Annotated in this window: 27 protein-coding genes; 6 read left to right on the top strand and 21 right to left on the bottom strand. The window is 65.0% G+C overall.

Going from position 1 to position 24,627, the window contains the following annotated elements; all coding sequences use genetic code 11:
* Positions 1 to 48 precede the first annotated feature (48 nt).
* The 7 genes from ACOJB8_RS07910 to ACOJB8_RS07880 all read right to left on the bottom strand — a co-directional run bounded on the left by ACOJB8_RS07910 (position 49) and on the right by ACOJB8_RS07880 (position 6,513).
* Complete coding sequence (locus ACOJB8_RS07910; RefSeq protein ID WP_324148451.1) at positions 49 to 783, bottom strand: GntR family transcriptional regulator; 735 nt, start codon at positions 781 to 783, stop codon at positions 49 to 51.
* A gap of 464 nt (positions 784 to 1,247) precedes the next feature.
* Positions 1,248 to 2,060, bottom strand: coding sequence for a MetQ/NlpA family ABC transporter substrate-binding protein (locus tag ACOJB8_RS07905; RefSeq protein WP_069264923.1), 813 nt, complete (start codon positions 2,058 to 2,060; stop codon positions 1,248 to 1,250).
* 191 nt (positions 2,061 to 2,251) lie between these two features.
* Positions 2,252 to 2,893 (bottom strand): SCO family protein, encoded by a 642-nt coding sequence (locus tag ACOJB8_RS07900; RefSeq protein WP_069264925.1) that lies wholly within the window; start codon positions 2,891 to 2,893, stop codon positions 2,252 to 2,254.
* 4 nt (positions 2,894 to 2,897) lie between these two features.
* Entirely contained in the window at positions 2,898 to 3,803 is a 906-nt protein-coding gene (gene cyoE, locus ACOJB8_RS07895) for a heme o synthase (protein WP_069264928.1), read from the bottom strand.
* Positions 3,804 to 3,812: 9 nt separating this feature from the next.
* Complete coding sequence (locus ACOJB8_RS07890; RefSeq protein ID WP_342949536.1) at positions 3,813 to 4,922, bottom strand: COX15/CtaA family protein; 1,110 nt, start codon at positions 4,920 to 4,922, stop codon at positions 3,813 to 3,815.
* A 38-nt stretch (positions 4,923 to 4,960) separates the two neighbouring features.
* Positions 4,961 to 5,614 carry an SCO family protein gene (locus ACOJB8_RS07885; RefSeq protein ID WP_475012009.1) on the bottom strand — a complete coding sequence of 218 codons (654 nt, stop codon included), beginning with the start codon at positions 5,612 to 5,614 and terminating at the stop codon, positions 4,961 to 4,963.
* 104 nt (positions 5,615 to 5,718) lie between these two features.
* On the bottom strand, positions 5,719 to 6,513 hold the full coding sequence (locus ACOJB8_RS07880; protein WP_342949537.1) for an SURF1 family protein: 795 nt from the start codon (positions 6,511 to 6,513) through the stop codon (positions 5,719 to 5,721).
* 105 nt (positions 6,514 to 6,618) lie between these two features.
* Between ACOJB8_RS07880 and ACOJB8_RS07875 the strand changes: the two genes are divergently transcribed.
* Positions 6,619 to 6,828, top strand: coding sequence for a twin transmembrane helix small protein (locus ACOJB8_RS07875; RefSeq protein WP_028201826.1), 210 nt, complete (start codon positions 6,619 to 6,621; stop codon positions 6,826 to 6,828).
* Between the two features lie 134 nt (positions 6,829 to 6,962).
* Here the strand turns inward: ACOJB8_RS07875 and ACOJB8_RS07870 are convergent, their stop codons facing one another.
* The 8 genes from ACOJB8_RS07870 to ACOJB8_RS07835 form a co-directional block, all read right to left on the bottom strand.
* Positions 6,963 to 7,820, bottom strand: a complete 858-nt coding sequence (locus ACOJB8_RS07870; RefSeq protein WP_069264937.1) for a cytochrome c oxidase subunit 3 — start codon at positions 7,818 to 7,820, stop codon at positions 6,963 to 6,965.
* A 103-nt stretch (positions 7,821 to 7,923) separates the two neighbouring features.
* Entirely contained in the window at positions 7,924 to 8,145 is a 222-nt protein-coding gene (locus ACOJB8_RS07865) for a DUF2970 domain-containing protein (protein WP_069264939.1), read from the bottom strand.
* A gap of 43 nt (positions 8,146 to 8,188) precedes the next feature.
* Positions 8,189 to 8,767, bottom strand: coding sequence for a cytochrome c oxidase assembly protein (locus ACOJB8_RS07860; RefSeq protein WP_069264941.1), 579 nt, complete (start codon positions 8,765 to 8,767; stop codon positions 8,189 to 8,191).
* 40 nt (positions 8,768 to 8,807) lie between these two features.
* Complete coding sequence (locus ACOJB8_RS07855) at positions 8,808 to 8,948, bottom strand: cytochrome oxidase small assembly protein (protein WP_208867222.1); 141 nt, start codon at positions 8,946 to 8,948, stop codon at positions 8,808 to 8,810.
* Between the two features lie 137 nt (positions 8,949 to 9,085).
* On the bottom strand, positions 9,086 to 10,699 hold the full coding sequence (ctaD, locus tag ACOJB8_RS07850; RefSeq protein ID WP_069264943.1) for a cytochrome c oxidase subunit I: 1,614 nt from the start codon (positions 10,697 to 10,699) through the stop codon (positions 9,086 to 9,088).
* Positions 10,700 to 10,821: 122 nt separating this feature from the next.
* Positions 10,822 to 12,489 carry a cytochrome c oxidase subunit II gene (coxB, locus tag ACOJB8_RS07845; protein WP_342949538.1) on the bottom strand — a complete coding sequence of 556 codons (1,668 nt, stop codon included), beginning with the start codon at positions 12,487 to 12,489 and terminating at the stop codon, positions 10,822 to 10,824.
* 89 nt (positions 12,490 to 12,578) lie between these two features.
* Positions 12,579 to 13,055: a DUF2244 domain-containing protein gene (locus tag ACOJB8_RS07840; RefSeq protein ID WP_475011997.1), complete on the bottom strand. Its 477-nt coding sequence runs from the start codon at positions 13,053 to 13,055 to the stop codon at positions 12,579 to 12,581.
* A 267-nt stretch (positions 13,056 to 13,322) separates the two neighbouring features.
* Positions 13,323 to 14,312 carry a methyltransferase domain-containing protein gene (locus tag ACOJB8_RS07835; protein ID WP_069264950.1) on the bottom strand — a complete coding sequence of 330 codons (990 nt, stop codon included), beginning with the start codon at positions 14,310 to 14,312 and terminating at the stop codon, positions 13,323 to 13,325.
* A 92-nt stretch (positions 14,313 to 14,404) separates the two neighbouring features.
* Here ACOJB8_RS07835 and ACOJB8_RS07830 point away from each other — a divergent pair, with 92 nt between their 5' ends.
* Positions 14,405 to 15,235 (top strand): phosphoribosyltransferase family protein, encoded by an 831-nt coding sequence (locus ACOJB8_RS07830; protein ID WP_475011995.1) that lies wholly within the window; start codon positions 14,405 to 14,407, stop codon positions 15,233 to 15,235.
* 42 nt (positions 15,236 to 15,277) lie between these two features.
* The gene (trmL, locus tag ACOJB8_RS07825) at positions 15,278 to 15,748 is read left to right on the top strand and encodes a tRNA (uridine(34)/cytosine(34)/5-carboxymethylaminomethyluridine(34)-2'-O)-methyltransferase TrmL (RefSeq protein WP_069264956.1); all 471 of its coding nucleotides are present in this window, start codon (positions 15,278 to 15,280) and stop codon (positions 15,746 to 15,748) included.
* A 25-nt stretch (positions 15,749 to 15,773) separates the two neighbouring features.
* On the opposite strand, the gene ACOJB8_RS07820 is transcribed toward trmL, so the two are convergent.
* The 5 genes from ACOJB8_RS07820 to ACOJB8_RS07800 form a co-directional block, all read right to left on the bottom strand.
* Positions 15,774 to 16,307, bottom strand: coding sequence for an O-acetyl-ADP-ribose deacetylase (locus ACOJB8_RS07820; RefSeq protein WP_475011991.1), 534 nt, complete (start codon positions 16,305 to 16,307; stop codon positions 15,774 to 15,776).
* A gap of 69 nt (positions 16,308 to 16,376) precedes the next feature.
* Positions 16,377 to 17,375: an NAD(P)H-dependent glycerol-3-phosphate dehydrogenase gene (locus tag ACOJB8_RS07815; RefSeq protein ID WP_475011988.1), complete on the bottom strand. Its 999-nt coding sequence runs from the start codon at positions 17,373 to 17,375 to the stop codon at positions 16,377 to 16,379.
* Between the two features lie 46 nt (positions 17,376 to 17,421).
* Positions 17,422 to 17,886 carry a protein-export chaperone SecB gene (secB, locus tag ACOJB8_RS07810; RefSeq protein WP_042270084.1) on the bottom strand — a complete coding sequence of 155 codons (465 nt, stop codon included), beginning with the start codon at positions 17,884 to 17,886 and terminating at the stop codon, positions 17,422 to 17,424.
* A 227-nt stretch (positions 17,887 to 18,113) separates the two neighbouring features.
* Positions 18,114 to 18,374, bottom strand: a complete 261-nt coding sequence (gene grxC, locus ACOJB8_RS07805; RefSeq protein WP_042270085.1) for a glutaredoxin 3 — start codon at positions 18,372 to 18,374, stop codon at positions 18,114 to 18,116.
* Entirely contained in the window at positions 18,371 to 18,796 is a 426-nt protein-coding gene (locus ACOJB8_RS07800) for a rhodanese-like domain-containing protein (protein WP_042270087.1), read from the bottom strand. The genes grxC and ACOJB8_RS07800 overlap by 4 nt, the downstream gene beginning before the upstream one ends.
* Positions 18,797 to 19,008: 212 nt before the next feature.
* Between ACOJB8_RS07800 and gpmA the strand changes: the two genes are divergently transcribed.
* The 3 genes from gpmA to ACOJB8_RS07785 all read left to right on the top strand — a co-directional run bounded on the left by gpmA (position 19,009) and on the right by ACOJB8_RS07785 (position 22,676).
* On the top strand, positions 19,009 to 19,758 hold the full coding sequence (gpmA, locus tag ACOJB8_RS07795; RefSeq protein ID WP_069264960.1) for a 2,3-diphosphoglycerate-dependent phosphoglycerate mutase: 750 nt from the start codon (positions 19,009 to 19,011) through the stop codon (positions 19,756 to 19,758).
* Positions 19,759 to 20,158: 400 nt separating this feature from the next.
* A complete protein-coding gene (locus ACOJB8_RS07790) occupies positions 20,159 to 21,739 on the top strand; it encodes a S41 family peptidase (RefSeq protein ID WP_342949544.1) in 1,581 nt (526 codons plus the stop codon).
* 175 nt (positions 21,740 to 21,914) lie between these two features.
* Complete coding sequence (locus ACOJB8_RS07785; protein ID WP_342949545.1) at positions 21,915 to 22,676, top strand: HesA/MoeB/ThiF family protein; 762 nt, start codon at positions 21,915 to 21,917, stop codon at positions 22,674 to 22,676.
* 80 nt (positions 22,677 to 22,756) lie between these two features.
* On the opposite strand, the gene ptsP is transcribed toward ACOJB8_RS07785, so the two are convergent.
* Entirely contained in the window at positions 22,757 to 24,496 is a 1,740-nt protein-coding gene (gene ptsP / locus ACOJB8_RS07780) for a phosphoenolpyruvate--protein phosphotransferase (protein WP_069265236.1), read from the bottom strand.
* Between the last annotated feature and the right edge of the window lie 131 nt (positions 24,497 to 24,627).

Raw genomic sequence — 24,627 nt, 5'->3', positions numbered from 1 at the left:
CGCGGTAGGACGTTTCGGTGACGTGCATGAGAGAGACTGCGGCGGCGCTCACTGGCGCAGCTCCGCAACGAAGTCGTAATAGCCGTCGCGGCAATAGGTGTCGGTCAGCTCGATGGCGCGCTGATCGGCGGAAAAGCCCACGCGCGTGATGACGAGCAGCGCCGCGCGCGGCTCGACGCCCATCAGCGCGGCGATTTCGCCCGTCGCGTTGACCGCGCGAAAGTGCTGCAGGGCGCGTACCACGGGCACGCGGTGCTGCTCGAGATACGCATACAGCGAGCCCTCGATGGCTTCCGGGTCGGGCACGATCGACACGGGCAGCGCCGAATGCTCGACGGCCATCACGGTGCCGTCGGCGCGGCGCAAGCGGCGCAGGCTCGCGACCGAGGCGCCCGGCGAGAGGCCGAGCTGCACGATCTCTTCGCGGTGCGCGGGCCGGACCTCGCGCGCGAGCCACACCGAGTCGGGCGTGAAGCCGCGCTGCTCCATTTTCTTCGTGAAGCCCGTGAGGCGCGAAAGCGGGTCTTCCACGCGCGGCGTGATGAAGCTGCCCGCACCGCGTGCGCGCCGGATCAGCCCCTGCTCCACGAGCAGCTCGATCGCCTTGCGCGCGGTGATGCGCGACACGCCGATGGCGTCCGACAGCGTGCGCTCCGAAGGCAGCGCTTCGCCGGCCGACCACACGCCGCAGTGTATGGCCGTGGCAAGGTTGCGCGCCAGCTGCAGATAGAGCGGCGTCACATTGCGCGCATCGGGCATCAGGGCAGACCAACGGGTTTCCATGGACTTGGCGCCAGCGGTTGGACGATCGTGGGGGGCCGGACGGGCACGCTGCGTGGCAGTGCCGGTGGTGCAGATTGGTCCGGTGTGGAAGCGAGCCCATTATATAACCACAATAAGACCAGTCAACAGAGGCCATCGCGCCGCAGGTAATCTAAGAATATCGTTACAAATCAATGCATTAAACGAACTCACAAGGCTCCAGCGGGGTGCAGTTCGACATCAGGATTTACCCTGGAGCGGTCTCCTGGGGGCGCCACAATGGGACCAGGGTGGCGTCAACAGGTTAGCTGACATAGGCCCACCGTAGTACCGCCGTAGGACCAGGATGCGACTGCAGCAGGAACCGTCGCGGAGACCGCGATCGTGCACGCGCAATAAAAAACGCCGTGGCGGTCGCCACGGCGTTCGGGTCCTGCTGAGCTCCCGCGTCGATTGGACGCAGGCAGCCGCTGCTCGAAGGTCCCTTAGAACGACGGAACCATCGAGCCCTTGAACTCGTTCTTGATGAACTGGCGCACGTCTTCCGACTGGTACGCGGCGACCAGCTTTTTCACCCAAGGCTTGTCCTTGTCCTGGGTGCGCACGGCGATCAGGTTCGCGTACGGGCTGTGGATGTCCTCGATGGCGATCGCGTCTTTGGTCGGCTGCAGGCCGGCCGCGAGCGCGTAGTTCGTGTTGATCACGGCGGCGTCCACGTCGCCGAGCGCACGCGGAAGCTGCGCGGCGTCCAGTTCGACGAGCTTGATCTTCTTCCGGTTTTCGGCGAGGTCGAGCGGCGTCGCGTTGTTGCCGTTGACGCCCGCGCCAGCGCGCAGCTTGATCAGGCCCTTGCTTTGCAGGAGCAGCAGCGCGCGGTTTTCGTTCGACGGGTCATTCGGCACGGCGACCTTCGCGCCTTGCGGCAGATCGTTCAGCGATTTGAGCTTCTTCGAGTACACGCCGATGGGCGAGATGTACGTGAGGCCTGCGTTCACGAGCTTGTAGCCGCGCTGCTTGATCTGGCTGTCGAGATACGGGCCGGTCTGGAAGCTGTTGGCGTCGAGCTCGCCGGCGTCGAGCGCGGCGTTCGGCTGCACGTAGTCGTTGAATTCGACGACCTTGACGTTCAGGCCTTCGCGCTTGGCGACCTTCTGGACGACGGCCCAGACTTGCGCGTCCGGACCCGAAACGGTACCGACCTTGATGACCTGGTCGTCGGCGCGTGCGCCGAAGCTGGCTGCGAGCGTGGTGGCGGCGATGCCGGCGAGGAGTGCTTTAATCAGATTTCTGCGCTGCATGAAGAGGATGTTCCTGCGTGGTTTTGGTATTGCTCCGGTTCCGTGGCGTTGAGCGCCATCTGCCGGACGATATAAATCGTCTCATATGGAACCGGTTGCGGGAAATAATGAATTCGCATACTGGTATGCCCGTGCAGCCCTGAGGCGTGCGGCGCGCGTTCGCCTCTCGAGGCGAACACGCCGCGCTTCCCTTAGTCGGGATTCGAGCCGAGAAGGATCTTCAGATCGTGCAGCCAGGGCGTGACGCCCTGCCCGTCGCGCGCAAAGAGGCGCAGCTTGCCGGTCGTGTCGAACACGTAGCTCGCGGCGGTGTGATCCATCGTGTAGCTATCCGGCGTATTGCCGGGCACCTTCGCGTAGTACACGCGGAAATCCTTCGCCACCTGCTTGAGCTGGTCCTCGTTGGCCGGGCGCAGCCCAATGAAGGTCGGATTGAACGCGGCCGCGTACTGGCCCAGGATCTGCGGCGTGTCGCGCTCGGGATCGACGGTGACGAACAGCACCTGCACTCGCTTCGCCGCATCGGGCCCGAGCTGCTGGAGCGCCTGCGAAAGCTCGGCCATGGTGGTCGGGCAAACGTCCGGACAGTGCGTGTAGCCGAAGAACAGCACGACCACCTTGTCCTTGAAGTCGGCGAGCGTGCGCATCTTGCCGCTGGTGTCGGGCAACGCGAAGTCCTTGCCGAACTGGGTATTGCCGGTGATGTCGAGGTTCGAGAACGCGGGCGGCTGCTGGCCGCAGCCCTCGAGAACCAGCGTGCCGCCGAGTGCGCCTGCAGCGGCAAGCGCGACGACCGTGGCGCGCACGAAGCGCGCAAGCGTGCGGTGGGCCATGTCGTTACGCCGCGATGAGCGCATGCACGTAATGGTCGACGAGCAACGCCATGAACAGCAACGAGAGGTAGACGATCGAATAGCGGAAAGTCTTGCGCGCCAGTGCGTCGGAATATTCGACGTAGATCTTCCACGCGTAGGCGAGGAATACGGCGCCGAGCAGCACGGCCGAAGCCAGATACAGCACGCCGCTCATGCCCGAGATGTACGGCATCAGCGTGACCGCGAACAGAATCACGGTGTAGAGCAGGATGTGCAGACGCGTGTACTTCTCACCGTGCGTGTTGGGCAGCATCGGCAGGCCGGCGTTTTCGTAGTCCTTGCGGCGGTAGAGCGCGAGCGCCCAGAAGTGCGGCGGCGTCCACACGAAAATGATCAGCACGAGAATCCAGGCGTCGCCGGGCACGTGGCCCGTCACCGCGGCCCAGCCGAGTGCAGGCGGCATGGCGCCCGAGGCGCCGCCGATCACGATGTTCTGCGGCGTGGCCGGCTTGAGCAGCAGCGTGTAGATGATCGCGTAGCCGATGAAGGTCGCGACCGTGAGCCACATGGTGAGCGCATTGGTGAACGTGTACAGCACCCACATGCCCAGGCCGCCGATCACCGCCGAGAAGATCAGGATCTGCGTGCTCGTGATCTCGCCGCGCGCCGAAGGACGCCAGGCAGTCCGACGCATGCGCGCATCGACCTTTTGCTCGACGAGACAGTTGATCGCGAAGGCCGCACCGGCTGTGAGCCAGATGCCGACGGTGCCGCCGATCAGCTGCTTCCAGGGCACCATGCCGGGCACGGCGAGGAACATGCCGATGACGGCGCAAAACACGGCGAGTTGCGTGACGCGCGGCTTGGTGAGCGCGAGATATTGGGAAATCCGGCTACCGGGCGTCTGGGATAGGGTTGTACTTTCCATAGGGCGGGATCACACCGCAGCGGTATCGCGCGCTGGGAGAACGGCGCGGCCGGGGCGGCTACAAGCAATTCGAAAGTTTAGCACGACGACCAAAAGCAGCAGGATCGCCGCGCCACCGTTGTGCGCCACTGCCACGGGCAGCGGCCACTGCAGCACGATGTTGGATAGCCCTGTCAGAAATTGGATAAAGATCACGATCATGATCCAGTTTGCCGGGCGTCGCAGCGAGGCATAGCGTCGCAACTTGAGGGCGAACCATACCAGATAAGCAATCACGACGAACGCGAAGGTGCGGTGCGTCCAGTGGATCGCGACTAGCGCGTCCTGCGTGATCACGTCGCCGTTGCCGTCCATGCCGAGCGCGCGCCACACGTGGAAGCCGTGATGGAAATCCATCGGCGGAATCCACGCGCCGTTGCAGGTCGGGAAGTCGGTGCAGGCCAGCACCGCGTAGTTCGTGCTCACCCAGCCGCCCAGCGCGATCTGCAAAACGAGCAGCACGAGCGCCGCCAGCGCGGCCATGCGCCAGCGCGCGGCGTCCGGCTCGTACGCGGGCAGCGGCGTCATGCGCGCGGCGAGCCAGGCGAGCGAGCCGAGCAGCGTGAGGCCGAGCAGCAGGTGCGTCGTGACGATGATGGGTTGCAGCTTCATCGTCACCGTCCACGCGCCGAACACGCCCTGCACGAGGATCAGCCCGAGCAGCGCCGTGGGCCACCACGGCGACACATGCAGCGGCAGGCGCTTGATGCGCGCGCGCCAGGCAATCGCCATCTGCGCGATGATCAGCACACCGATCGCCATGGCGAAATAGCGGTGGATCATCTCGATCCATGCCTTCGTCATGCTCACGGGACCGCTCGGCATGGCCAGATGCGCCGCGGCAATCTGCACGTGCGCGATGAACGGCGACGACGTGCCGTAGCAGCCCGGCCAGTCAGGACAGCCGAGACCCGAGTCGGTCAGGCGCGTAAAGCCGCCGAACATCACGAGGTCGAGCGTCATGAACGTCGTGAGCCACACGAGCTTGCGAAACTTGTTGTCGTCGGCCTTGACCCAGACCCACGAGAGCGGCAGCAACGCGATGCACAGGCCGATCAGGCCCAGCTCCAGGATAAACATCTCTCTTACTCTTCTCTGTCAGACTCGCGCTGCGCACCTTAACCGATGCGGGACCACTTGAGCAGTTTAGTGACGTCTTGTTTGATTTTCGACGGATCGGCTTGCGCCGGGAATCGCATCATCAGGTTGCCGTTCGGATCGACCAGATAGATGTGGTCGGTGTCGTTCGTCGTCTGCGTCGCGGGCAGCCACGCCGCGACGGCGACCGGATCGGCGCGCAACACGCGCGTGTCCGCGTAGGCGCCCTTCACTTTCGCGGGGACGCTCGTGTCGTCGGTGCGCAGCCAGACCGTGACGATGCGCTCGCGCTCCTGGCCCTGCGTCGCGCGCACCTGGCGCATGAAATAGAGCTTCGTGGCGCAGGCTTCGTCGCAGGCGCCGCCATTCACCGAGATCATCAGCCAGCGGCCCTTGAGCGAGGCGAGCGGCACTTCATGGCCGTCGTCGCCCGTCACCATGAGCGCGCCGGGAATGGGCCGCTGCGGCTCGATGAGCGTGCCATAGCTCGTCGAGCCGCCCTTCGGCTTGATCACGTAGTACGAGAAGTACGAAATCGCGATCGGCGCGCCGCAGATGAGCACGATGATGAGCAGCGTCCAGCGGCCACGCCGCTTCGCGTGATTCTGCGCGGACGTGGCGGCCGGCTGTGCGGCTTGTCTGGCCTGGGCGGAACGGGGGGATTGCGTCGACACTCTCGTGGAACCTCGCTTCTGTCGCTTTCAGTTGTCCATGTGCTGCACGCGCAGCGCCATTGTCCGGATCATGTCGGGATCGAATCGATTCGTCCGACGGATCATCAGGCGTCCTTCGCGCTGCCTGCGTCTTGCCCTGCGGGCTCTTCGGCGTACCGCCCGGCTTCGCCTTCGGTGCGCGCTTTTGTCGCAGCGCTTTTCGCAGCTTTACGGGCCGCAAACAGACCGAAACCGAGGGCCGCGAGCGCCATGCCCCACCACTGGAGCATGTAGCCGTAGTTGCGCTCGACATCGGTATCCGGCACCGGCCAGTCGCGCACGAGCCCGTCCTTGAAGGCCGGCACGAAGCCGGTTTGCTGGATCACGAACGATTGCAGCGGCAACCCGGTTTCCGCAGCGTAGGAAGCGACGCCGAGATTCTGCCGTATCTTCTGATGCGCTGCAGAGCCACCCGCACCGAGTTCGAACGCACGCGAGGCGTTTGCGCGCGCAATGCCTTCGACTACGACCGGCCCAGGCGGCGTGACATAGGGCGCGATTGCGGTGCGGTCCGCGACGTTGCGCGGCAGCCAGCCGCGATTGACCAGCACGTAGCCGCCGCCTTCGAGTTTAAGCGGCATCACGACATAAAAACCCGGCTGATCGTTATACGGACGATTGTCGAGATACACCACGCGCTCGGGCAGGAAGGTGCCCGTCGCCCGCACGCGATGGAACTCGATGTCCTTCAGCGGGAGCGGCGCGGCACCCACCGGTTGCGGCGCAGACGATTCGTACTGCGTGATTTGCGCCTGCAGCGCCTCCTTCTGATGCGCGCGGTCGCGCTGCCAGAAGCCGAGCCGGATCGTCACGGCCATCACGATCAAGATGAGCAGCGTGGGGACGAGCCGCATTTTCATTGGGCACGTCCGATGCGTGAGATACCGGTGATCGAACCCCGCGCCACGCAGCGTGGTGCGATAATGAGACAGACGTTTTCAGGCATGCCAAATTCCGTGAACTTCATGCACATACTCGTCCCCGTTGCGTTCGCGCTGATCATCGCGAGCATGATCTCCGCGCTCTACTTCATGATGCACGACCGGGGCCGCACCAAGCGGATGGTCTGGTCGCTCGCCACGCGCGTGGGCCTTTCCATCTCGCTCTTTCTGTTCATCCTGTTCGCGCACTGGATGGGCTGGATTCAGTCCACCGGGATTCCCTACGGTCGCTGAGCACCGCTGACCGTCACCGAACACCGCCGCGCAAACCGCATTCCGGAAAACACAAGGCGCCGCGCCGACGAGGTCGGGCGGCGCCTTGTTTCTCTCCCGGCTCGCGCGCCGCGGCCTGCGCGGCGCACCCCGCATCACAGCCAGTACACGACGACGTAGAGGCCGAGCCACACCACGTCGACGAAGTGCCAGTACCATGCCGCGCCTTCGAAGGCGAAGTGATGCTCCGCGGTGAAGTGGCCGCGAATGAGCCGGATCATCACGACGGTCAGCATGGTGCCGCCCAGGAACACGTGGAAGCCGTGGAAGCCCGTGAGCAGGAAGAAGGTCGAACCGTAGATGCCCGAAGCGAGCGTGAGATTCAGCTCGCCGTACGCGTGGATGTACTCGAACGCCTGCAGGAAGAGGAAGCACACGCCCAGCACGATCGTCGCGGCGAGCCAAGCGATGGCCTTCGAGCGATGATTGTCGCGCAGCGCGTGGTGCGAAACCGTGAGCGTCGCGCCAGAGGAAAGGAGCAGCGCCGTATTGATGGTCGGCACGGGCCACGGCGTCATCGAGCGGAAGTGCGAGACCAGCGCTGCGGGACCGTTGTTCGGCCACACCGCGGAGAAGTCCGGCCAGATCAGCCTGTAGTCGAGGCTGCCGAGCTGATGAAGGGCGATCGCACGCGCGTAGAAAAGCGCACCGAAGAACGCGCCGAAGAACATCACTTCGGAGAAGATGAACCAGCTCATGCTCCACCGGTACGACACATCGACGCGCTTGCCGTACATGCCGCCTTCGGACTCGGCGATGGCGTCGCCGAACCAGTGCCACAGCGTGAAGAGCAGCCACAGCAGGCCGACGAGCACACCGATCGGCCCCCACGACTCGCCGTTGATCCACGAGGCGAGCGACCCGAGCATGACCACAAGCCCAATGGACGCGCTGATCGGATGCCGCGACGGGTGCGGTACGAAGTAGTACGGGCTATCGTTTTGGCCGCTCATGCCTGTTTCTCCAGTTTCCAGTTGCACCGGACATCGCCGGCTGCATTTGTCCGAGTGTGTCCTCGTTATTCACTGCTTCGTGCGCAGCGTTGCGCGCACTTGCTCATCCCACCACCGCGTGCACGATCAACAGCAGCACGACGATGAACAGCACTGCGCCGATGATGCCCGCGATGATCAACTGCACGGGGTGCAGGTTCGCCGCGTCGTCTTCGAGGTCGGCGCGCTTGCGCACGCCGAGAAAGGACCACGCCACCGCTTTCATCAACTGCAGGATGCCGCCTTTCTTCTTCGCCGGCCCCGCTCCGCCATGTTCGTCACTCATGCGCCCTTCGCCTCCTGGCATCGTTGACTTCGACGCTGAAGGCTCACGCGCCCGCCGATTGCTTCGGCGGCGGCGGCACAGCCGGCTTGTTCAGCTCGAAGAACGTGTACGACAGCGTGATCGTCTTCACGTCTTTCGGTAGCTTCGGGTCGATCACGAACACCACCGGCATGCGCTTGGTCTCGTTCGCCTTCAGGACCTGCTGCGTGAAGCAGAAGCATTCGATCTTGCGGAAGTACTCCGTCGCCTGCTTCGGCGCGTAGCTCGGAATGGCCTGCGCGTCGATCGTGCGTCCTTCGTTGTTCGAAATGTCGTACATCACCGTCATGACTTCGCCCGGATGCACGTCGAGGCTCGTCTGCTCCGGCTTGAAGCCGAGCAGCCCGCGTGCGTTCGCGTCGAACTCGACCGAGATCGTGCGTGTCATGTCCACCTGCGTGTTGCGCGCCTCGCGCTCCGTGGCGTCGCGCTGCACCAGGTTGTTGATGCCTGTGACCTGGCAGATCGCTCGATACATCGGCACCAGCGCAAAACCGAAACCGAACATCAGCAGCGCCACCACGGCGAGCTTGATGAGCATCGACCGGTTGAATGCGCGATCATTTCCAGCTTGCGTGGACATCGAACTTCCTCGAACGATCTTCCGGCAAACGCCCTGCGCGTCAGTGGCCGGGGAAATACACCTGCTTGACGACGGCCGCCACAAAGAAACCGACCACGACAGCCAGCAAGATGAGGCCGAGCCGTAGATTGCCGGCGCGGATCTGCTCAGGCGTGCGTCTTTTTTGTGGATCCCGGGTCATGCGTTCAGCGCGGCTGGCCGCGGCTTCTCCTTGCATCGTGAATCGCCTCTCGTACGTGCTCCGATGAAGACTGCGTGAAGACCGCGTGCTTCGTTCGCGTCCGGCTGCGCACAGCCGGACGCCACCCACTCGACGGGTTACTCGACCGTCGGCGGGTTCTCGAACGTGTGGAACGGCGCCGGGCTCGGCACGGTCCACTCGAGGCCCGTTGCGCCGTCCCACGGCTTGTCGCCGGCCTGTTCCAGCTCGCCGCCGCCGCGATACGCGGGCAGCGCGACAAAGAACAGGAAGTACACCTGAGAAAGCCCGAAGCCGAAGGCGCCGATCGTGATCACCTGGTTCCAGTCGGTGAACTGGGCCGGATAGTCGGCATAGCGTCGCGGCATGCCGGCCAGGCCGACGAAGTGCATCGGCAGGAACGCGAGGTTGAAAAAGATGAGCGAGCACCAGAAGTGGATCTTGCCGCGCGTCTCGTTGTACATCCAGCCGGTCCATTTTGGCGCCCAGTAGTACCACCCTGAGAACAACGCGAATAATGACCCCGCCACCAGCACGTAGTGGAAGTGCGCCACCACGAAGTAAGTGCCGTGATACTGGATGTCGAGCGGCGCCATGGCGAGCATCAGGCCCGAGAGACCGCCGAACGTGAACACGATCAGGAAGCCCACGGCCCACAGCATCGGCGTTTCGAACGAGAGCGAGCCGCGCCACATCGTGGCGACCCAGTTGAACACTTTCACGCCCGTCGGCACGGCGATCAGCATCGTCGCGTACATGAAGAAGAGCTGGCCCGTGACCGGCATGCCGGTGGCGAACATGTGGTGCGCCCAGACCATGAACGAGAGAATCGCGATCGACGCCGTGGCGTACACCATCGAGCTATAGCCGAACAGCGGCTTGCGCGAGAACGCCGGAATCACCTGCGAAACGATCCCGAACGCCGGCAAGATCATGATGTAGACCTCGGGGTGCCCGAAGAACCAGAAGATATGCTGGTACATCACCGGGTCGCCGCCGCCGGCCGCGTTGAAGAAGCTCGTGCCGAAGTGGCGGTCGAACAGCAGCATCGTGATGGCGCCCGCGAGCACCGGCATCACGGCGATCAGCAGGTAGGCGGTGATGAGCCACGTCCACACGAACATCGGCATCTTCATGAGCGTCATGCCGGGCGCGCGCAGGTTCAGGATCGTCACGACGATGTTGATACCGCCCATGATCGACGAGGCGCCCATCATGTGCAGCGCGAAGATCGCGAAGTCCATGCCCGGGCCCATCTGCGTGGAAAGCGGCGCGTAGAGCGTCCAGCCCGCGGCGGTCGCGCCGCCCGGCGAGAAGAACGAGCCGACCAGCAGGCAGCCGGCGGCGGGCAGCAGCCAGAAGCTGAAGTTGTTCATGCGCGCGAACGCCATGTCCGAGGCGCCGATCTGCAGCGGAATCATCCAGTTCGCGAAGCCCACGAACGCCGGCATGATCGCGCCGAACACCATGATGAGACCGTGCATCGTGGTGAGCTGGTTGAAGAACTCGGGGCGCATGATCTGCATGCCCGGCTCGAACAGCTCCGCACGAATGGCGAGCGCCATGACGCCGCCCGAGAGGAACATCACGAACGAGAAGAGCAGATATAGCGTTCCGATGTCCTTGTGATTCGTCGCGAGCAGCCAGCGGCGCCAGCCGTGGGGCGTGGCGTGCGCGTGGTCGCCGTGCACGTGACCGTGCCCGCCAGCTACATCGTGTCCGATGCTAGACATGTCTTATCTCCTGTCGGTCCGAAGTTGGCGCTTTGGCGCCTGACTCCAGCCCCATGCAATTGAAATGCTGAAGCGAATTGCTTTTGCGTCTCTTGCTGCTTGTTCTTATGGCGCGGGCCCGTTCAGGCCGCCGCGCTGATCTCCACCCGACGCGCTTCTTTCGCGTTCGCGCCGCCCGTGATCGTTTCCGGCTTCTTCAGAATGATGTGGTCTTCGGCGATGCCTGCCGCCTTCATCGCGTCGCGCACCGCTTGCGCGCGGCGCTTTGCGAGGTCGGCGTTCGTGCTGGCGTTGCCGCTCGAATCGGTGTAGCCCGACAGCGTGAACTTCGCGTCCGGATGCGCCTTCGCGTAGTCGGCTGCCGCCTGGATGGCGTCCTTCGCGTCGGCGGGCAGCGTGCTCTTGCCCACTTCGAAGTAGACGCTCGCCGGCAACGCGGCTGCGCTCGGCGCCGCTGCGCCCGACGCCTGATCCGCGCCGCTTGCGGGGACCGCGCCGCTCGCCGCGCTCGCTTGGGCCGCGCCGCTGGCGGCTTCCGCGCCGCTTGCCGCGGCCGCGCCGCTCGCGGCGCCCTCGCCCGCTGCCGCCGTCGTGCCGCCGCCCTCGGGCATTTTGCCGTTACGCGCGTCGGCCACCTGACGCGGCTGCAGAATGTCGCCGGTGTGGTTGCCCCACGAGTTGCGCTCGAACGTGATGACCGATGCGATCTCGACGTCGTTGAGCGTCGGCGCCCATGATGGCATGGCGTTCTTGCCGTGCAGGACGATGCTCACGTGCTCCGCGAGCGGACCCTGAACGACCTTGCTGCCGTCGAGCGCCGGGAACGCGCCCGCGCCCTTGCCGGTGGGCTGGTGGCACACCGCGCAGTTCGAGTTGTAGATCTTTTCGCCGCGCTCCTTGAGCTCGGCCAGCGTGTAGGTCTTGTTCGGGTCGTCGTTGGCAGAGGCCATCTTCGCCTTTTGCGTATCGACCCACTTCGCGTAGTCCTCGTCGGAGAGCACCTCGACGACGACCGGCATGAACGCGTGCTCCTTGCCGCACAGCTCGGTACAGAAGCCGCGATAGGTGCCGACCTTGTCGGCCCTGAACCACGTGTCGCGCACGAAGCCCGGAATCGCGTCCTGCTTCACGCCGAACGCGGGCACGTACCACGAGTGCACGACGTCGTTGGCCGTGGTGATGACGCGGATTTTCTTGTTGACCGGCACGACGAGCGGATTGTCGACTTCCTGCAGGTACGTATCGGTGATCGGCACGCGGTTGTTCACCTCGGAGCGCGGCGTGCTGAGCGTGGAGAGGAAGTTGATGCCCTCGCCCGGCCCCTTCACGTAGTCGTAGCCCCATTTCCACTGGTAGCCCGTGACTTTCACGGTGAGGTCGGCGTTGGAGGTGTCCTTCATCGCGACGACGGCCTTGGTGGCGGGCAGCGCCATCAGCACGACGATGATGAACGGCACCACCGTCCAGATGATTTCGACCGTGGTGCTCTCATGAAAGTGAGCGGCCTTGTGGCCCTTCGCCTTACGGTGCGCGTAGATCGAATAGAACATGACGCCGAACACGCCGACGAAAATCACGACGCACAAGAGCAGCATCATCATGTGGAGGCTGTAAAGCTCTTCGGCGATGCGCGTGACGGGCGGCTGGAAATTGATCTCGTTGACCGCAGGGCCGCCTGGGCTGTCTCCGACTGCGAGTGCCGCGCCGGCGACGAGGAATCCGCTGCACGCCAGCACGCCCTGGAGGGCTCGCTTGATTGTTTTCATAGCTTCCTTACCCATAATTTCCATTCAAACCCTCGACCCCGCAGGAAGGTTTTGCAACCAGGGCGCCCCCTGGGACGCTCGTACCGCCAACCGGCAAGCTCACGCGCCGCGCATCAAGGCGCGCGCGCAAGCCAGGCACGCAGTTCCCGCGCGAACTGCGCACGCCGATATTGCGGCAGATGCAACCCGACAGCGACCGCCTGACCGCGGGACACGAGACGCACCGGGTCGCGTGGGGTCGCGCCCGGCTCGACCCGGACCCAGCGGGGATTGAATTCGAACTGCGTGAGCGCGTCGGCGCTCGTCTGTTCGATCACCAGCCGGTTCGGATAAAGCCTGATACGTTCGTAATCGACAGCATGGCGCGCATAGATGACAAAAGCGCCGCCTACTACCAACAGATCGATACCGGTAAACGGCAAAACCAGCCAGGCGCCGTGGATCAACAACAGAACGGCGATCGCGATGGAAACCAGCGCCAGCGAAACATAGAAGAACACGAATTGCCTGGGCGAAACCGAACAGTTGCGCTTCATGATCCAGTCTTTCAGGACCGGTTCCGGACTCGCCAGCAGATCAGACGCCTGCATCGCTCGCTTCCCCCACTTGCAACTTCGCCAGACTATCGCCGCGTCGCGCCTCGCACAACTACGGGAACATCTGGACTTGCCACAACGGAATTTGGGGACCCTTCCGCGCAGCAAACTGACGCATTATAGGCGCGATCCCCAGCCCTCACAAGCAAGGCCCAATCGCCCGCGAACCCATACCAGACGGGCTTTACAGCGATTTTTCAAGCATTTCCCCAGGGCTTTTCCGGCGCTAATTTCAGGCATAACGAAAGCCCCCTTACCACGTTACCGATTCCTTGCAGGACCCCGGCCGATGTCTTCGATGCGCACGATGCCATGGCCTTCGGCGGTCGTGCGCGGCACGGCCTTCCACGCGTGGCCGTAGATGATCTCGAAGGTCAGCGGGATCGTGCCCGCGTGCGGACCGTCCGTGCAGCGGCGCGCCTCGAGCGCCGCCACGAGCGCACGGTGCAGGCGCCGCGCGGTGCCACCGTTCTCACTGTCGCCATCGCCGTTGCGCTCGAACGGATACGCGCCCCAGCGGCGCACGTCGGCGAGCAGCTTCTCCGGCGTCTTGTAGGTGATGGTGAGCGTTTCCTGGTCCATGACCGGAATCTCGAAACCGTTCTCGACAAGCATGTCGCCGAGATCGTGCATGTCGACGAAATCGATGACGTGCGCGCGCGTCGGCACGCCGTGCGCGGCTTCGACTTCGGCGAACGCGCCGCGCAACTCCTTGAGCGTGTCGGGGCCGAGCGTGCTGAACATGAGCAGGCCGTTGACCTTAAGCACGCGCTGCCACTCGCCGAACACGAGGTCGGGGCGCGGATGCCAATGCAGTGCGAGATTCGACCACAGCAGCTCGAACGCACCGTGCGCGAACGGCAGTTCGGCGAAGTCGGCCTGCGCAACCCGCGGACCGCGCGAGCCGAGCGCGCGTCCAACCGATGCAGGCAGGAAACGTCGCCAGCTCGTGTCGGGGGCGTCGTGCTCGCGGGCACGGCGCAGCATGGCGAGGGAGAGATCGGTGCCGAACACGGGCGCTTCGGGAAAGCGCTCGCGCAAGCCGGGCAGGTCGTCGCCCTGGCCGCACGCGATGTCGAGCACGGCCGCAGGTTTCACCTTGATGTACTCGAGGCGCTCGCGCATGCGTTGCGCGATTTCACGCGGCAGGAAGGCAACGTCGTCGAAAGTCGCCGCACGGCGATCGAAGATGCGCCGCAGGTGCCGGGTGTCATAGTCCGGACGGCCAGTTCTTGCGGGAGACGGGGACATGTCGGTCGTATTGGCGAAGTCTGCGAAGTATACTCGCTCACTCCTTTCCTTTCCTTTCAGTCACGCGAGCCCGCTGCCCGGGCCGTCCTTCGATGCCGCCGCGCCCTTCTTCACGTGATGCACGCAATGCAGCGGGCGTCACACCGCCCGCTTCGCACCGCACTCGTCTTGCGGGCGTTGCGCGCGTCTGTCGAAAAGCGCGGGCGCTGCCGTCACAGCTTGCCCACTTCGTGCTGCCCAATCTGTGTCCATTATGCGGCAATTTGACGCGAGCCACGCTCTGTGTGTGCTGCGATGCCGCGTACTGGAATGAGCCGCGCCTGCGCTGCACGGTCTGTGCGATGCCGCTCGCGCACAGGCGCGTTGCGGCGGGACGCACACGCTACCGCTGCGAGGCCTGCACCGACGCACCGCCTGCGTTCGACGCCACGCTCGCGCTCGCCGATTATCGCGCGCCGCTCGACCTGCTCGCGCGTGGCCTGAAGTTTCGCGCGCGCCTCGCACTCGGCGAGGAATTTGCGCGACGCCTGGCGCTGGCCGCACACGATATGTGCGATGAGCACGGCATGCCGGAGATCGTCGTGCCGGTGCCGCTCTCGCGCGAACGCCTGATCGAGCGCGGCTACAACCAGGCCTGGCAGATCGCGCGGCCGCTCGCGCGCCGGTTGGGCACGCCCGCGGACGCCACGCTCGTACGACGCATCCTGCATACGGCGCCGCAATCGAAGCTCGATCGCGAGACGCGCCGCCGCAACGTCGGCCGGGCCTTCGCGCTCGCGCGGCCGCTTGCCGGCCAGCACGTGGGCGTGGTCGACGACGTGATGACCTCGGGCGCCACGCTCGACGCGCTCGCGCATACGCTCAAGGCCGCGGGCGCACGGCGCGTGACGAATTTCGTCGCGCTACGCACGCCGAAAGACTGATCGGCCTCACACTATTCAAGACATCGAGAGAGTTTCATCGTCATGTTCAACGTCGTTCTCGTCGAACCCGAAATTCCGCCGAACACGGGCAACGTGATCCGCCTGTGCGCGAACACCGGTGCGCGGCTTCATCTGATCGAACCGCTCGGCTTTCCCCTCGACGACGCGAAAATGCGCCGCGCGGGCCTCGATTACCACGAGTACGCGCAGATGCACGTGCACGCCGACTGGGATGCCTTCATCGCCAAGGAAGCGCCGGACCCGTCGCGCATGTTCGCGTTCACGACGCGCGGATCGGGCCGCTTTCATGCGCATGCGTTCCAGCCGGGCGACTGGTTCGTGTTCGGCGCGGAAACGCGCGGCCTGCCCGACGCGGTGCTAGAGCGCTTTGCGACGCCACAGCGCGTGCGCCTGCCGATGCGACCCGGCAATCGCAGCCTGAATCTTTCGAACACAGTTGCGGTCGTGGTGTTCGAAGCGTGGCGTCAAGCGGGGTTCGAAGGCGGCGAATGACGCGGGTACGTTGTACCGCGTCGCCCTATGCCCTGCCGCGCGCCGCAAGCTCACGCTCGTAGCGCGTGAGCATCGCATTGTCGAAGCACGCGAAGATCACGTGTTCGAGCGTCGGATATTTCGATAGCTCGTCGATCACGGTCGATACCGCAATCGCCACCGCGTCGTCGGCAGGAAAACGGTAGACGCCGCAACTGATTGCCGGAAACGCGATGCTCGTCACGCCCGCCTCCCGCGCGCACTCGAGCGAGCGCCGGTAGCAGGAAGCGAGCAGATGCGCTTCGTCACGGCCGCCGCCGTACCAGACGGGGCCCACGGTATGGATGACGTGTTTCGCGGGAAGGCGATAGCCGCCGGTGATTTTGGCGTCGCCGGTCGGGCAGCCGTTCAGCGTCTCGCATTCGCGCAGCAGGTCCGACCCGGCGGCGCGATGAATCGCGCCGTCCACGCCGCCGCCGCCGAGCAGCGATTCGTTCGCGGCGTTGACGATCGCATCGACCTTCAACGTGGTGATGTCGACGGCCTGCGCTTCGATGCGGCAGTTTCCGATGGTCAGCATACGGTCCTCCTTTGCGATCCGGTCCACGCAAAGCGTGCTCAACACCTGGCGCAGCAGGACCGAAGCGCCCTACTCCGCCTTCGCGTCGCGCCGCAGCAGCGCGCTCACGGCGTCGCGCGGCGTGACACCGTCGAACAGCACGGCGCATACCGCCTGGGTGATCGGCATGTCGATGCCGTGCGCGCGCGCGAGTGCCAGCACGGCCTGCGCGCAGCGCACGCCTTCGGCCACGTGACCGAGTGCGGCGAGGATATCGTCGAGCGTGTGGCCGCTCGCGAGCTGCTTGCCCACGGTGCGGTTGCGCGAGAGGTCGCCCGTGGCGGTGAGGATGAGGTCGCCGAGGCCGGTCAGCCCCGTGAAGGTCTCGGCACGCCCGCCGAGCGTGACGCCAAGGCGCGTCATCTCGGCGAGACCGCGCGTGATGAGCGCCGCGCGTGCGTTCAGGCCGAGGCCCAGACCATCGGCAATGCCGGTCGCGATCGCGAGCACGTTCTTGACCGCGCCGCCCACCTCCACGCCGACCACGTCGTCGCCGGTATAGATGCGCATCGCGCGGTGATGGAACGCAGCGAGCGTGCGCTCGCGACAATCGGCGGAGGCGCTCGCCACCGTCAACGCGACAGGCAGGCCCTCGCCGACTTCGCGCGCGAAGCTCGGCCCCGAAAGCACGCCGTTGCTCGCATGGCCCGGCAGCTCGGCCGCCACGACCTGATGCGGCATCAATTGCGTTTGCGCTTCGAAGCCCTTGCAGAGCCAGACGAAGTGCGCGGGCACGCGGCCCATGTCGCGCAGTGTGCAAAGCATGCCGCGCAGGCCGGCCACGGGCGTAGCGAGCACGACGAGATCCGCCTCGCCCGACGCATGGTCGAGCGCGGCGGCAAGATCCGTTTCGTATTCGAGATTGCTGGGCAGCGCGACGCCCGCGAGGTAGCGGGCGTTTTCGTGCGTCTTGCGCAAGGTGTCGACGAGCGCGCCATCGCGCGCCCACAACAGCGTGTGATGCGCCTGGGCGAGATGCCCTGCCAGCGCGGTGCCCCACGCTCCGGCGCCGAGAACGGCGATGTTCATTCCGATACTCCGCACCGGTAGTTCGTGGAAACGATCAACGTACGCTTTAGTGCGTTGCGCTGCTTGCGCCGTCTTGCTGGGCGAGTTGCTGCAGGCGTTGCTCGTAGAGCGCCTGGAAGTTGATCTCGGCCAGGTGGATCGGCGGGAAGCCCGCGCGCGTGATCGCGTCGGCGATATTCGAGCGCAGGTACGGGAACAGGATGGTCGGGCATGCGATGCCGACGAGCGGATCGACCTGTTCGGCCGGGATGTTGCGGATGTCGAAAATGCCGGCTTGCTTGGCTTCGATCAGGAACGCAACCTTGTCCTTGACCTTGGCCGTGACGGTGCCGGTGACGATGATCTCGAACACCGATTCGGCGAGGCGCTCGGCCTTGACGTCGACTTCCACTTCGACCGAAGGCATGTCCTGCTCAAGGAAGATGGCCGGCGAATTCGGCTGCTCGAGCGACATGTCCTTGAGGTAAATGCGCTGGATATTGAAGAACGGCTGGTTGTTCTCGTCAGACATGGTGTATGGCTTCCCTGATTGAATGGATCGCGGCGGCATCCTCGTGACATCTCAGCGTCCCGAAAATGCGCCGCGCTACGGCAATGAACGGCAACAGGCCCGCGCAAGCCTCACTGGCTCGCGCGGGCCGAAACCCTGCGTCGCTACGTCACGCTGCGCAACCCGCCTGCGGACCGAGGCCGCAAGGCTATCGGGCTGCGAATCAGGCCTTGAATCCGCCCGTAACCTCAGGCGGCTTCGAGCAGCGGCATCAAGCCGCCCGCACGGTCGAGCGCGGAGAGATCATCGTAACCGCCCACGTGCGTCTCGCCGATGAAAACCTGCGGCACGGTACGCCGGCCGGTGCGCGTCATCATCTCTTCGCGCCGCGCCGGGTCCCGGTCGATCAGCACTTTCTCGATGTGTTCGACGCCGCGCGACTTTAAAAGACGCTCGGCCATCTGGCAATACGGGCACACCTGGGTGCTGTACATGACCACTTTGCTCACTTCGAACCTCCTTGTTTCACGACCGGCATACCGGCCTGCTGCCAGGCGTTCACGCCGCCGTCCAGCACGTGGACTTCGGCAAAACCGGCGTCCTTCACGAGGCGCAGCGCCTTGTGCGACTGCTGGCCCGTCTGGCAGACCAGCAACACCGGGTTGCTCTTGTTCTTCACGAGCTGGCCGATCTTCGTCTCGAGTTCGCCGAATTCAACCTGGCGCGCCGAGGGCAGATGACCCTTCGCGAACTCACCCGCGGGACGCAGGTCGACCACCACCGCGTTGCGGCGGTTGATGAGCTGCGTCGCCTCGGCGGTGGAAACCCCGCCGCGGCCGCCGCGCTTGAGCGTCGGCCACAGGAGCAACCCTCCTGAGATGAGGACGATCGCGATGAGTACAAGGTTGATGTAATTGGTGAAGAACGTCACGGAGGGGCCGCCGGAAAAAGGGAAAGTCGGAGAAATCGTGCGAAATCGGATTCGGACAATCCGCTCATTATAAAATAACCGTTTGTCGCAGGGTTACCGCCCCCCAGCCCGGGCGTGCCACCCGCCGGACCTGGACCGCCGCCATGGCGCTGCTGCCGTGTTGCGTCTTCCGTCCCCGATTACCGCTTCCTTCACTACCGACCGGCATCCTCATGTACAAACTCGTACTCATCCGCCACGGCGAATCGACCTGGAACAAGGAAAACCGCTTCACCGGCTGGGTGGACGTCGACCTCACCGAGCAGGGCAACCGCGAAGCGCAGCAGGCAGGCCAGCTGCTCAAGGAGTCCGGCTACACGTTCGACATCGCCTACACCTCCGTGCTCAAGCGCGCGATCCGCACGCTCTGGCACGTGCAGGACCAGATGGACCAGATGTACCTGCCCGTGGTCCACTCGTGGCGCCTGAACGAGCGTCACTACGGTGCGCTTTCGGGCCTGAACAAGGCCGAAACGGCGGCCAAATTCGGCGACGAGCAGGTGCTGGTCTGGCGCCGCAGCTACGACACGCCGCCGCCGGCGCTCGAGCCGTCCGACTCGCGCACGTCGTACAACGACCCGCGTTACGCCAAGGTGCCGCGCGAGGAACTGCCGCTCACCGAGTGCCTGAAGGACACGGTCGCGCGCGTGATGCCGATCTGGAACGAGTCGATCGCGCCGGCCATCAAGGCGGGCAAGAAGGTGGTAATCGCCGCGCACGGCAACTCGATCCGCGCGCTCGTGAAGTACCTCGACAACATTTCGGATGACGACATCGTCGGTCTGAACATCCCGAACGGCGTGCCGCTCGTCTACGAGCTGGACGAGAGCCTCAAGCCCATCAAGCACTACTATCTGGGCGACGCCGAAGCCATCGCGAAGGCGCAGGCCGCCGTTGCGAACCAGGGCAAGAAGGCGGGCTGAGGCTTGGTGCTTCCCCTCGTCGGCCGCATCCTGGCCATGCCTGGTTGATTCAGGAAGCCGCCGGTCCGTCGGGCCGGCGGCCTGTCCGCAGGCCATGCCCTCCCGCCACGCGAAGCGCCGCGCGGCTTCGCCCCGGCACTCTGGCCGCGCTGGAATTCGTTGCACATTCCCCTTTTCTGTCTCTTTCCGGGCCAGGCTGGCAGGATTGCCAGCGCACTGCCAGCACCGTGCCAGAAGCAAAATTGCGGCACACGGTTTGCGAACCTGGCGGCTGCGGCACTGTCTTAGTCCCCATCGTACGCGCCATATACACAGCCACGGCGGGTGTGCAGTTATACTTGTCCGTCGCTTTTCCAATAGACGCTGCCACGCGCCTTTTCGACCGCACGCAACATACTCTATGCGAAAGAACCTGAAAAACATCGGCCTGATCGCCGCTGGCCTCGCGACCGGCGTATTTGCCACCCTGCAGATTTCCGCCGAGGCGCAGCAAACCCAGCAGACGGTCGTAGAACCGCTGCCGCTCGACCAGCTGAGGCTCTTCGCCGAAGTCTTTGGTCAAATCAAGCATGAGTATGTCGTGCCGGTGGACGACAAGAAGCTCCTCACCGCCGCCATCAAGGGCATGGTGTCGAGCCTCGACCCGCACTCGTCGTATCTCGACAAGACCGATTACCAGGAACTCCAGGAGCAGACCAAGGGTCGCTTCGCGGGCCTCGGCATCGAAATCTCGTCGGAAGACGGCCTGATCAAGGTCATCTCGCCGATCGAAGACACGCCCGCCTACCGCGCCGGCATCCGTCCGGGCGACCTCATCACGCGCATCAACGACAAGCCGGTGCGCGGCATGACGCTCGACCAGGCCGTCAAGCAGATGCGCGGCGACCCGGGCACGAAGGTCACGCTCACGATCTTCCGCAAGACCGACGACCGCACCTTCCCGCTCACCATCACGCGCGCCATCATCAAGGTCCAGAGCGTGAAGTCGAAGATCGTGCAGCCGGGCTACGCGTATATCCGCATCACGAGCTTCCAGGAGCGCACGGTCCCCGACCTCGCCCAGAAGCTGCAAGATATCGCGCGCCAGGAGCCGAACCTCAAGGGCATCATCCTCGACCTGCGCAACAACGGCGGCGGCCTGCTGCAAAGCGCCGTCGGCGTTGCGGGCGCGTTCCTGCCGCCGGATTCGGTCGTCGTCTCGACGAACGGCCAGATCCCGGACTCGAAGCAGGTCTACCGCGACACCTACGAGAACTACCGCCTGCCGTCGTTCGACGGCGACCCGCTCAAGGGCGAGGCGGCCGAGTTCAAGACCGTGCCGATGGTCGTGCTGACCAACGCCTACTCGGCGTCGGCCTCGGAAATCGTGGCGGGCGCGCTGCAGGACTCGAAGCGCGCGCTGATCGTCGGCAAGACGACGTTCGGCAAGGGCTCGGTGCAGACCGTGCGCCCGATGACGGCCGACACGGCGCTGCGTCTCACCACGGCGTACTACTACACGCCGAGCGGCCGCTCGATCCAGAACAAGGGCATCCGTCCTGATATCGCGGTCGACCAGTACGCAGACGGCGATCCGGACGACGCACTCGTCACGCGCGAAGTGGACTACCAGAACCACCTCGCCAACACGCAGGATCCGGACGAGAAGAAGGAGCAGGAAGTGCGCGAGCAGGAGCGCATGGACATGCTGCGTCAGCTCGAAGAGCAGAACGACAAGAAGACGCCGGATCAGCGCCAGAAGGATCGCGAGCGCAAGCCGGTCGAGTTCGGTTCTACCGACGACTACATGCTCCAGCAGGCGCTGAACAAGCTCCAGGGCAAGCCGGTGGCCGAATCGAAGTCGCCGATGGAGCGCCGCCTCGCGCAGCAGAAGCCGCCGACCTCGGCTTCCGCGCCGATCGCCGTGAAGCCGGGCGCGCTCATCATGGCGCCGGCTCCGGGCTCCGCCGCGCCGGCCTCCGCTCCCGCGCCGGCGAAGTAACACGCCGTACCGCCTCGCGACCCGTGCGCCTCGTGCGCCGGTCGCGAGGCCGCCCCTCCTCCAGCCGCTGGCGTCGTTACAATAACGGCACGGTATTTCCCCGGCGCGCGCTCCCCCATTCAGGGCCATTCAGGCTCTCGAGTCCATCGCAGCGCCATCGAACCAGCGCATCGCGATGAACGACGACCAACTCCTTCGCTATTCCCGCCATATCCTCGTCGACGAGATCGGCATCGAGGCGCAGCAGCGCTTTCTCGACGCGCATGCGATCGTCGTGGGCGCGGGCGGCCTGGGGTCGCCCGCGGCGATGTATCTCGCGGCCTCGGGCGTGGGCACGCTCACGCTCGTCGACAACGACACCGTCGACCTCACCAACCTGCAGCGGCAGATCATGCACGAGACGGCTTCGGTCGGCCGCGCGAAGGTCGAGTCGGGCCGCGACGCCATCGCGCGCCTTAATCCCGAAGTGAAGGTGATCGCGCTGCAAACACGCATCGACGATGCGTGGCTCGACGCGCAGGTGCCGGGCGCGACGGTCGTGCTCGACTGCACCGACAACTTCGCCACGCGCCACGCCATCAACCGCGCGTGCGTGAAGCATGGCGTGCCGCTCGTCTCGGGCGCGGCGTTGCGCTTCGACGGACAGATCAGCACGTTCGACTTCCGCGACGACGCCTCGCCGTGCTACGCCTGCGTGTTCCCGGAAGATCAGCCATTCGAGGAAGTGGCGTGCTCGACGATGGGCGTATTCGCGCCAACGGTTGGCATCATCGGCGCGATGCAGGCGGCCGAGGCGCTGCGCGTGATCGGCGGCATCGGTACGCCGCTCGTCGGGCGGCTCATGATGCTCGACTCGCTGCGCATGGAGTGGAGCACGATGCGCGTGGCACGGCAGCCGGATTGCCCGGTGTGCGGCAAGCGTCACCGGCACACCTGAGGCCCGCGCGAGCCAAGGCAAGAAAAAAGCCCCGGACATGCCGGGGCTTTTCGCATTTTCGCGTATCAGCAGGTGCACGCTCAGGCCTGGGCCACACGCTGCAGCGCGGCCTGCAGCTCCTCGGGCTCGTAAGCGGCCAGCACCTCCGCCACCGGTTTTTCCAGCGTCTTGAGCTGCGAGCGCAGGATCTCCTGCTTCACCACGAGCAACTGGCTCGGGTGCATCGAAAACTCGGTAAGCCCCATGCCGAGCAGCAAACGCGTGAACGACGGGTCGCCCGCCATCTCCCCGCATACCGAAACGGGCACGCCCGCGCGCTTCGCCTCGCGCAGCGTATGCGCGATCAGCTGCAGCACGGCCGGATGCAGCGGATCGTACAGGTCGGCCACCGCGTTGTCGGCGCGGTCGATGGCGAGCGCGTACTGGATCAGGTCGTTGGTGCCGATCGAGAGGAAGTCGAGACGGCGCAGGAACATCGGCAGCGCGAGCGCGGCCGCCGGAATCTCGATCATCGCGCCGACCTGGATGTTGGGATCGTAGGCGAGGCCCGCGTCGTCGAGCTGGCGCCTGGCCTCGCGGATCAGGTCGAGCGTCTGGTCGATCTGCTGCGCGTGCGCGAGCATCGGAATCAGGATCTTGACCGAACCGAACGCCGAGGCGCGCAGGATCGCCCGCAACTGCGTGAGGAACATCTGCGGCTCGGACAGGCTCCAGCGGATCGCGCGCAGGCCGAGCGCCGGGTTCGCAGCCGTCTCGTAACCGTCGCCCGCATTCATGGCGTCGAGCGGCTTGTCCGCGCCCACGTCGATCGTACGGATCGTCACGGGCAGCCCGTTCATGAGCTCCACCGCGCGGCGGTAGGCGGCGAACTGCTCGTCCTCCTCCGGCAGGTGGTTCTTGTGGTTCATGAACAGGAACTCAGTGCGAAAGAGGCCCACGCCCGTCGCGCCCGAGTCGAGCGCGGCCTGCGCGTCGTCGGGCAGCTCGATGTTCGCGTACAGCTGGATCTTCGCGCCGCATAGCGTTTGCGTCGGCGAGAACTTCAGGCGCTGCAGCTTGCGCCGCTCGAGCGCCATCTCGCTTTGACGGTAGGTGTACTCCTCGAGCACGATCGGCGCGGGATCGACGATCACGATGCCGTGGTCGCCGTCGACGATGATGAGATCGTCCTGGCGGATCAGCGCGCTCGCCTGCTGCACGCCCACCGCGGCCGGGATGCCGAGGCTGCGCGCGACGATCGCCGTGTGCGAGGTGCGGCCGCCCAGATCGGTGACGAACCCCTGGAAGGTTTGCCCCTTGAACTGGAGCATGTCGGCCGGCGCGATGTCGTGCGCGACGACGATCATCTCGTCGCAGCCGCCGTGCAGCGAAGGCGGCATGGCGCCGGCGAGCGACTTCAGTACGCGCTCCACGACTTGCTCGATATCGGCCTTGCGCTCGCGCAGGTACTCGTCCTCCACGTCGTCGAAGTGACGCGAGAGGCGTTCGAGCTGTTCGGTAAGCGCCCACTCCACATTGAAGCGGCGCGTGCGGATGAGATCGATGGTCTCCTGTACGAGCATCACGTCGTTCAGGATCATGAGGTGCACACCGATAAATGCGCCCATTTCGGAAGGGGCGTCGGCGGCGAGATCGGCGCGCAGCGTGTCGAGTTCGTGCTCCACGGCCTGCAGCGCCGCGCGAAAGCGCACGATTTCGTCTTCGATCTGCGCGTGCTCGATGAGGTAATGGTCGACGTCGAGCGCAGCCGGAGCGATCAGGTACGCTCGCCCGATGGCTATACCGCGTGATACGGGAATTCCATGCAGCGTGAACGGCACGCGCACCTCCTCTGGTTATTTGATGCTGCGGCAAACCGCTGCAATGCGCTCTCTCAGACCCCGGCGATGATTATAAATTCCAGCGCGGCGGAATGTGGCCATGCGCACCTGTGCGCGCATGACTGCGGCGT

The organism is Paraburkholderia sp. BR10141 (genome assembly GCF_056155635.1).
This window is presented reverse-complemented; position numbering and strand designations above follow the sequence as displayed.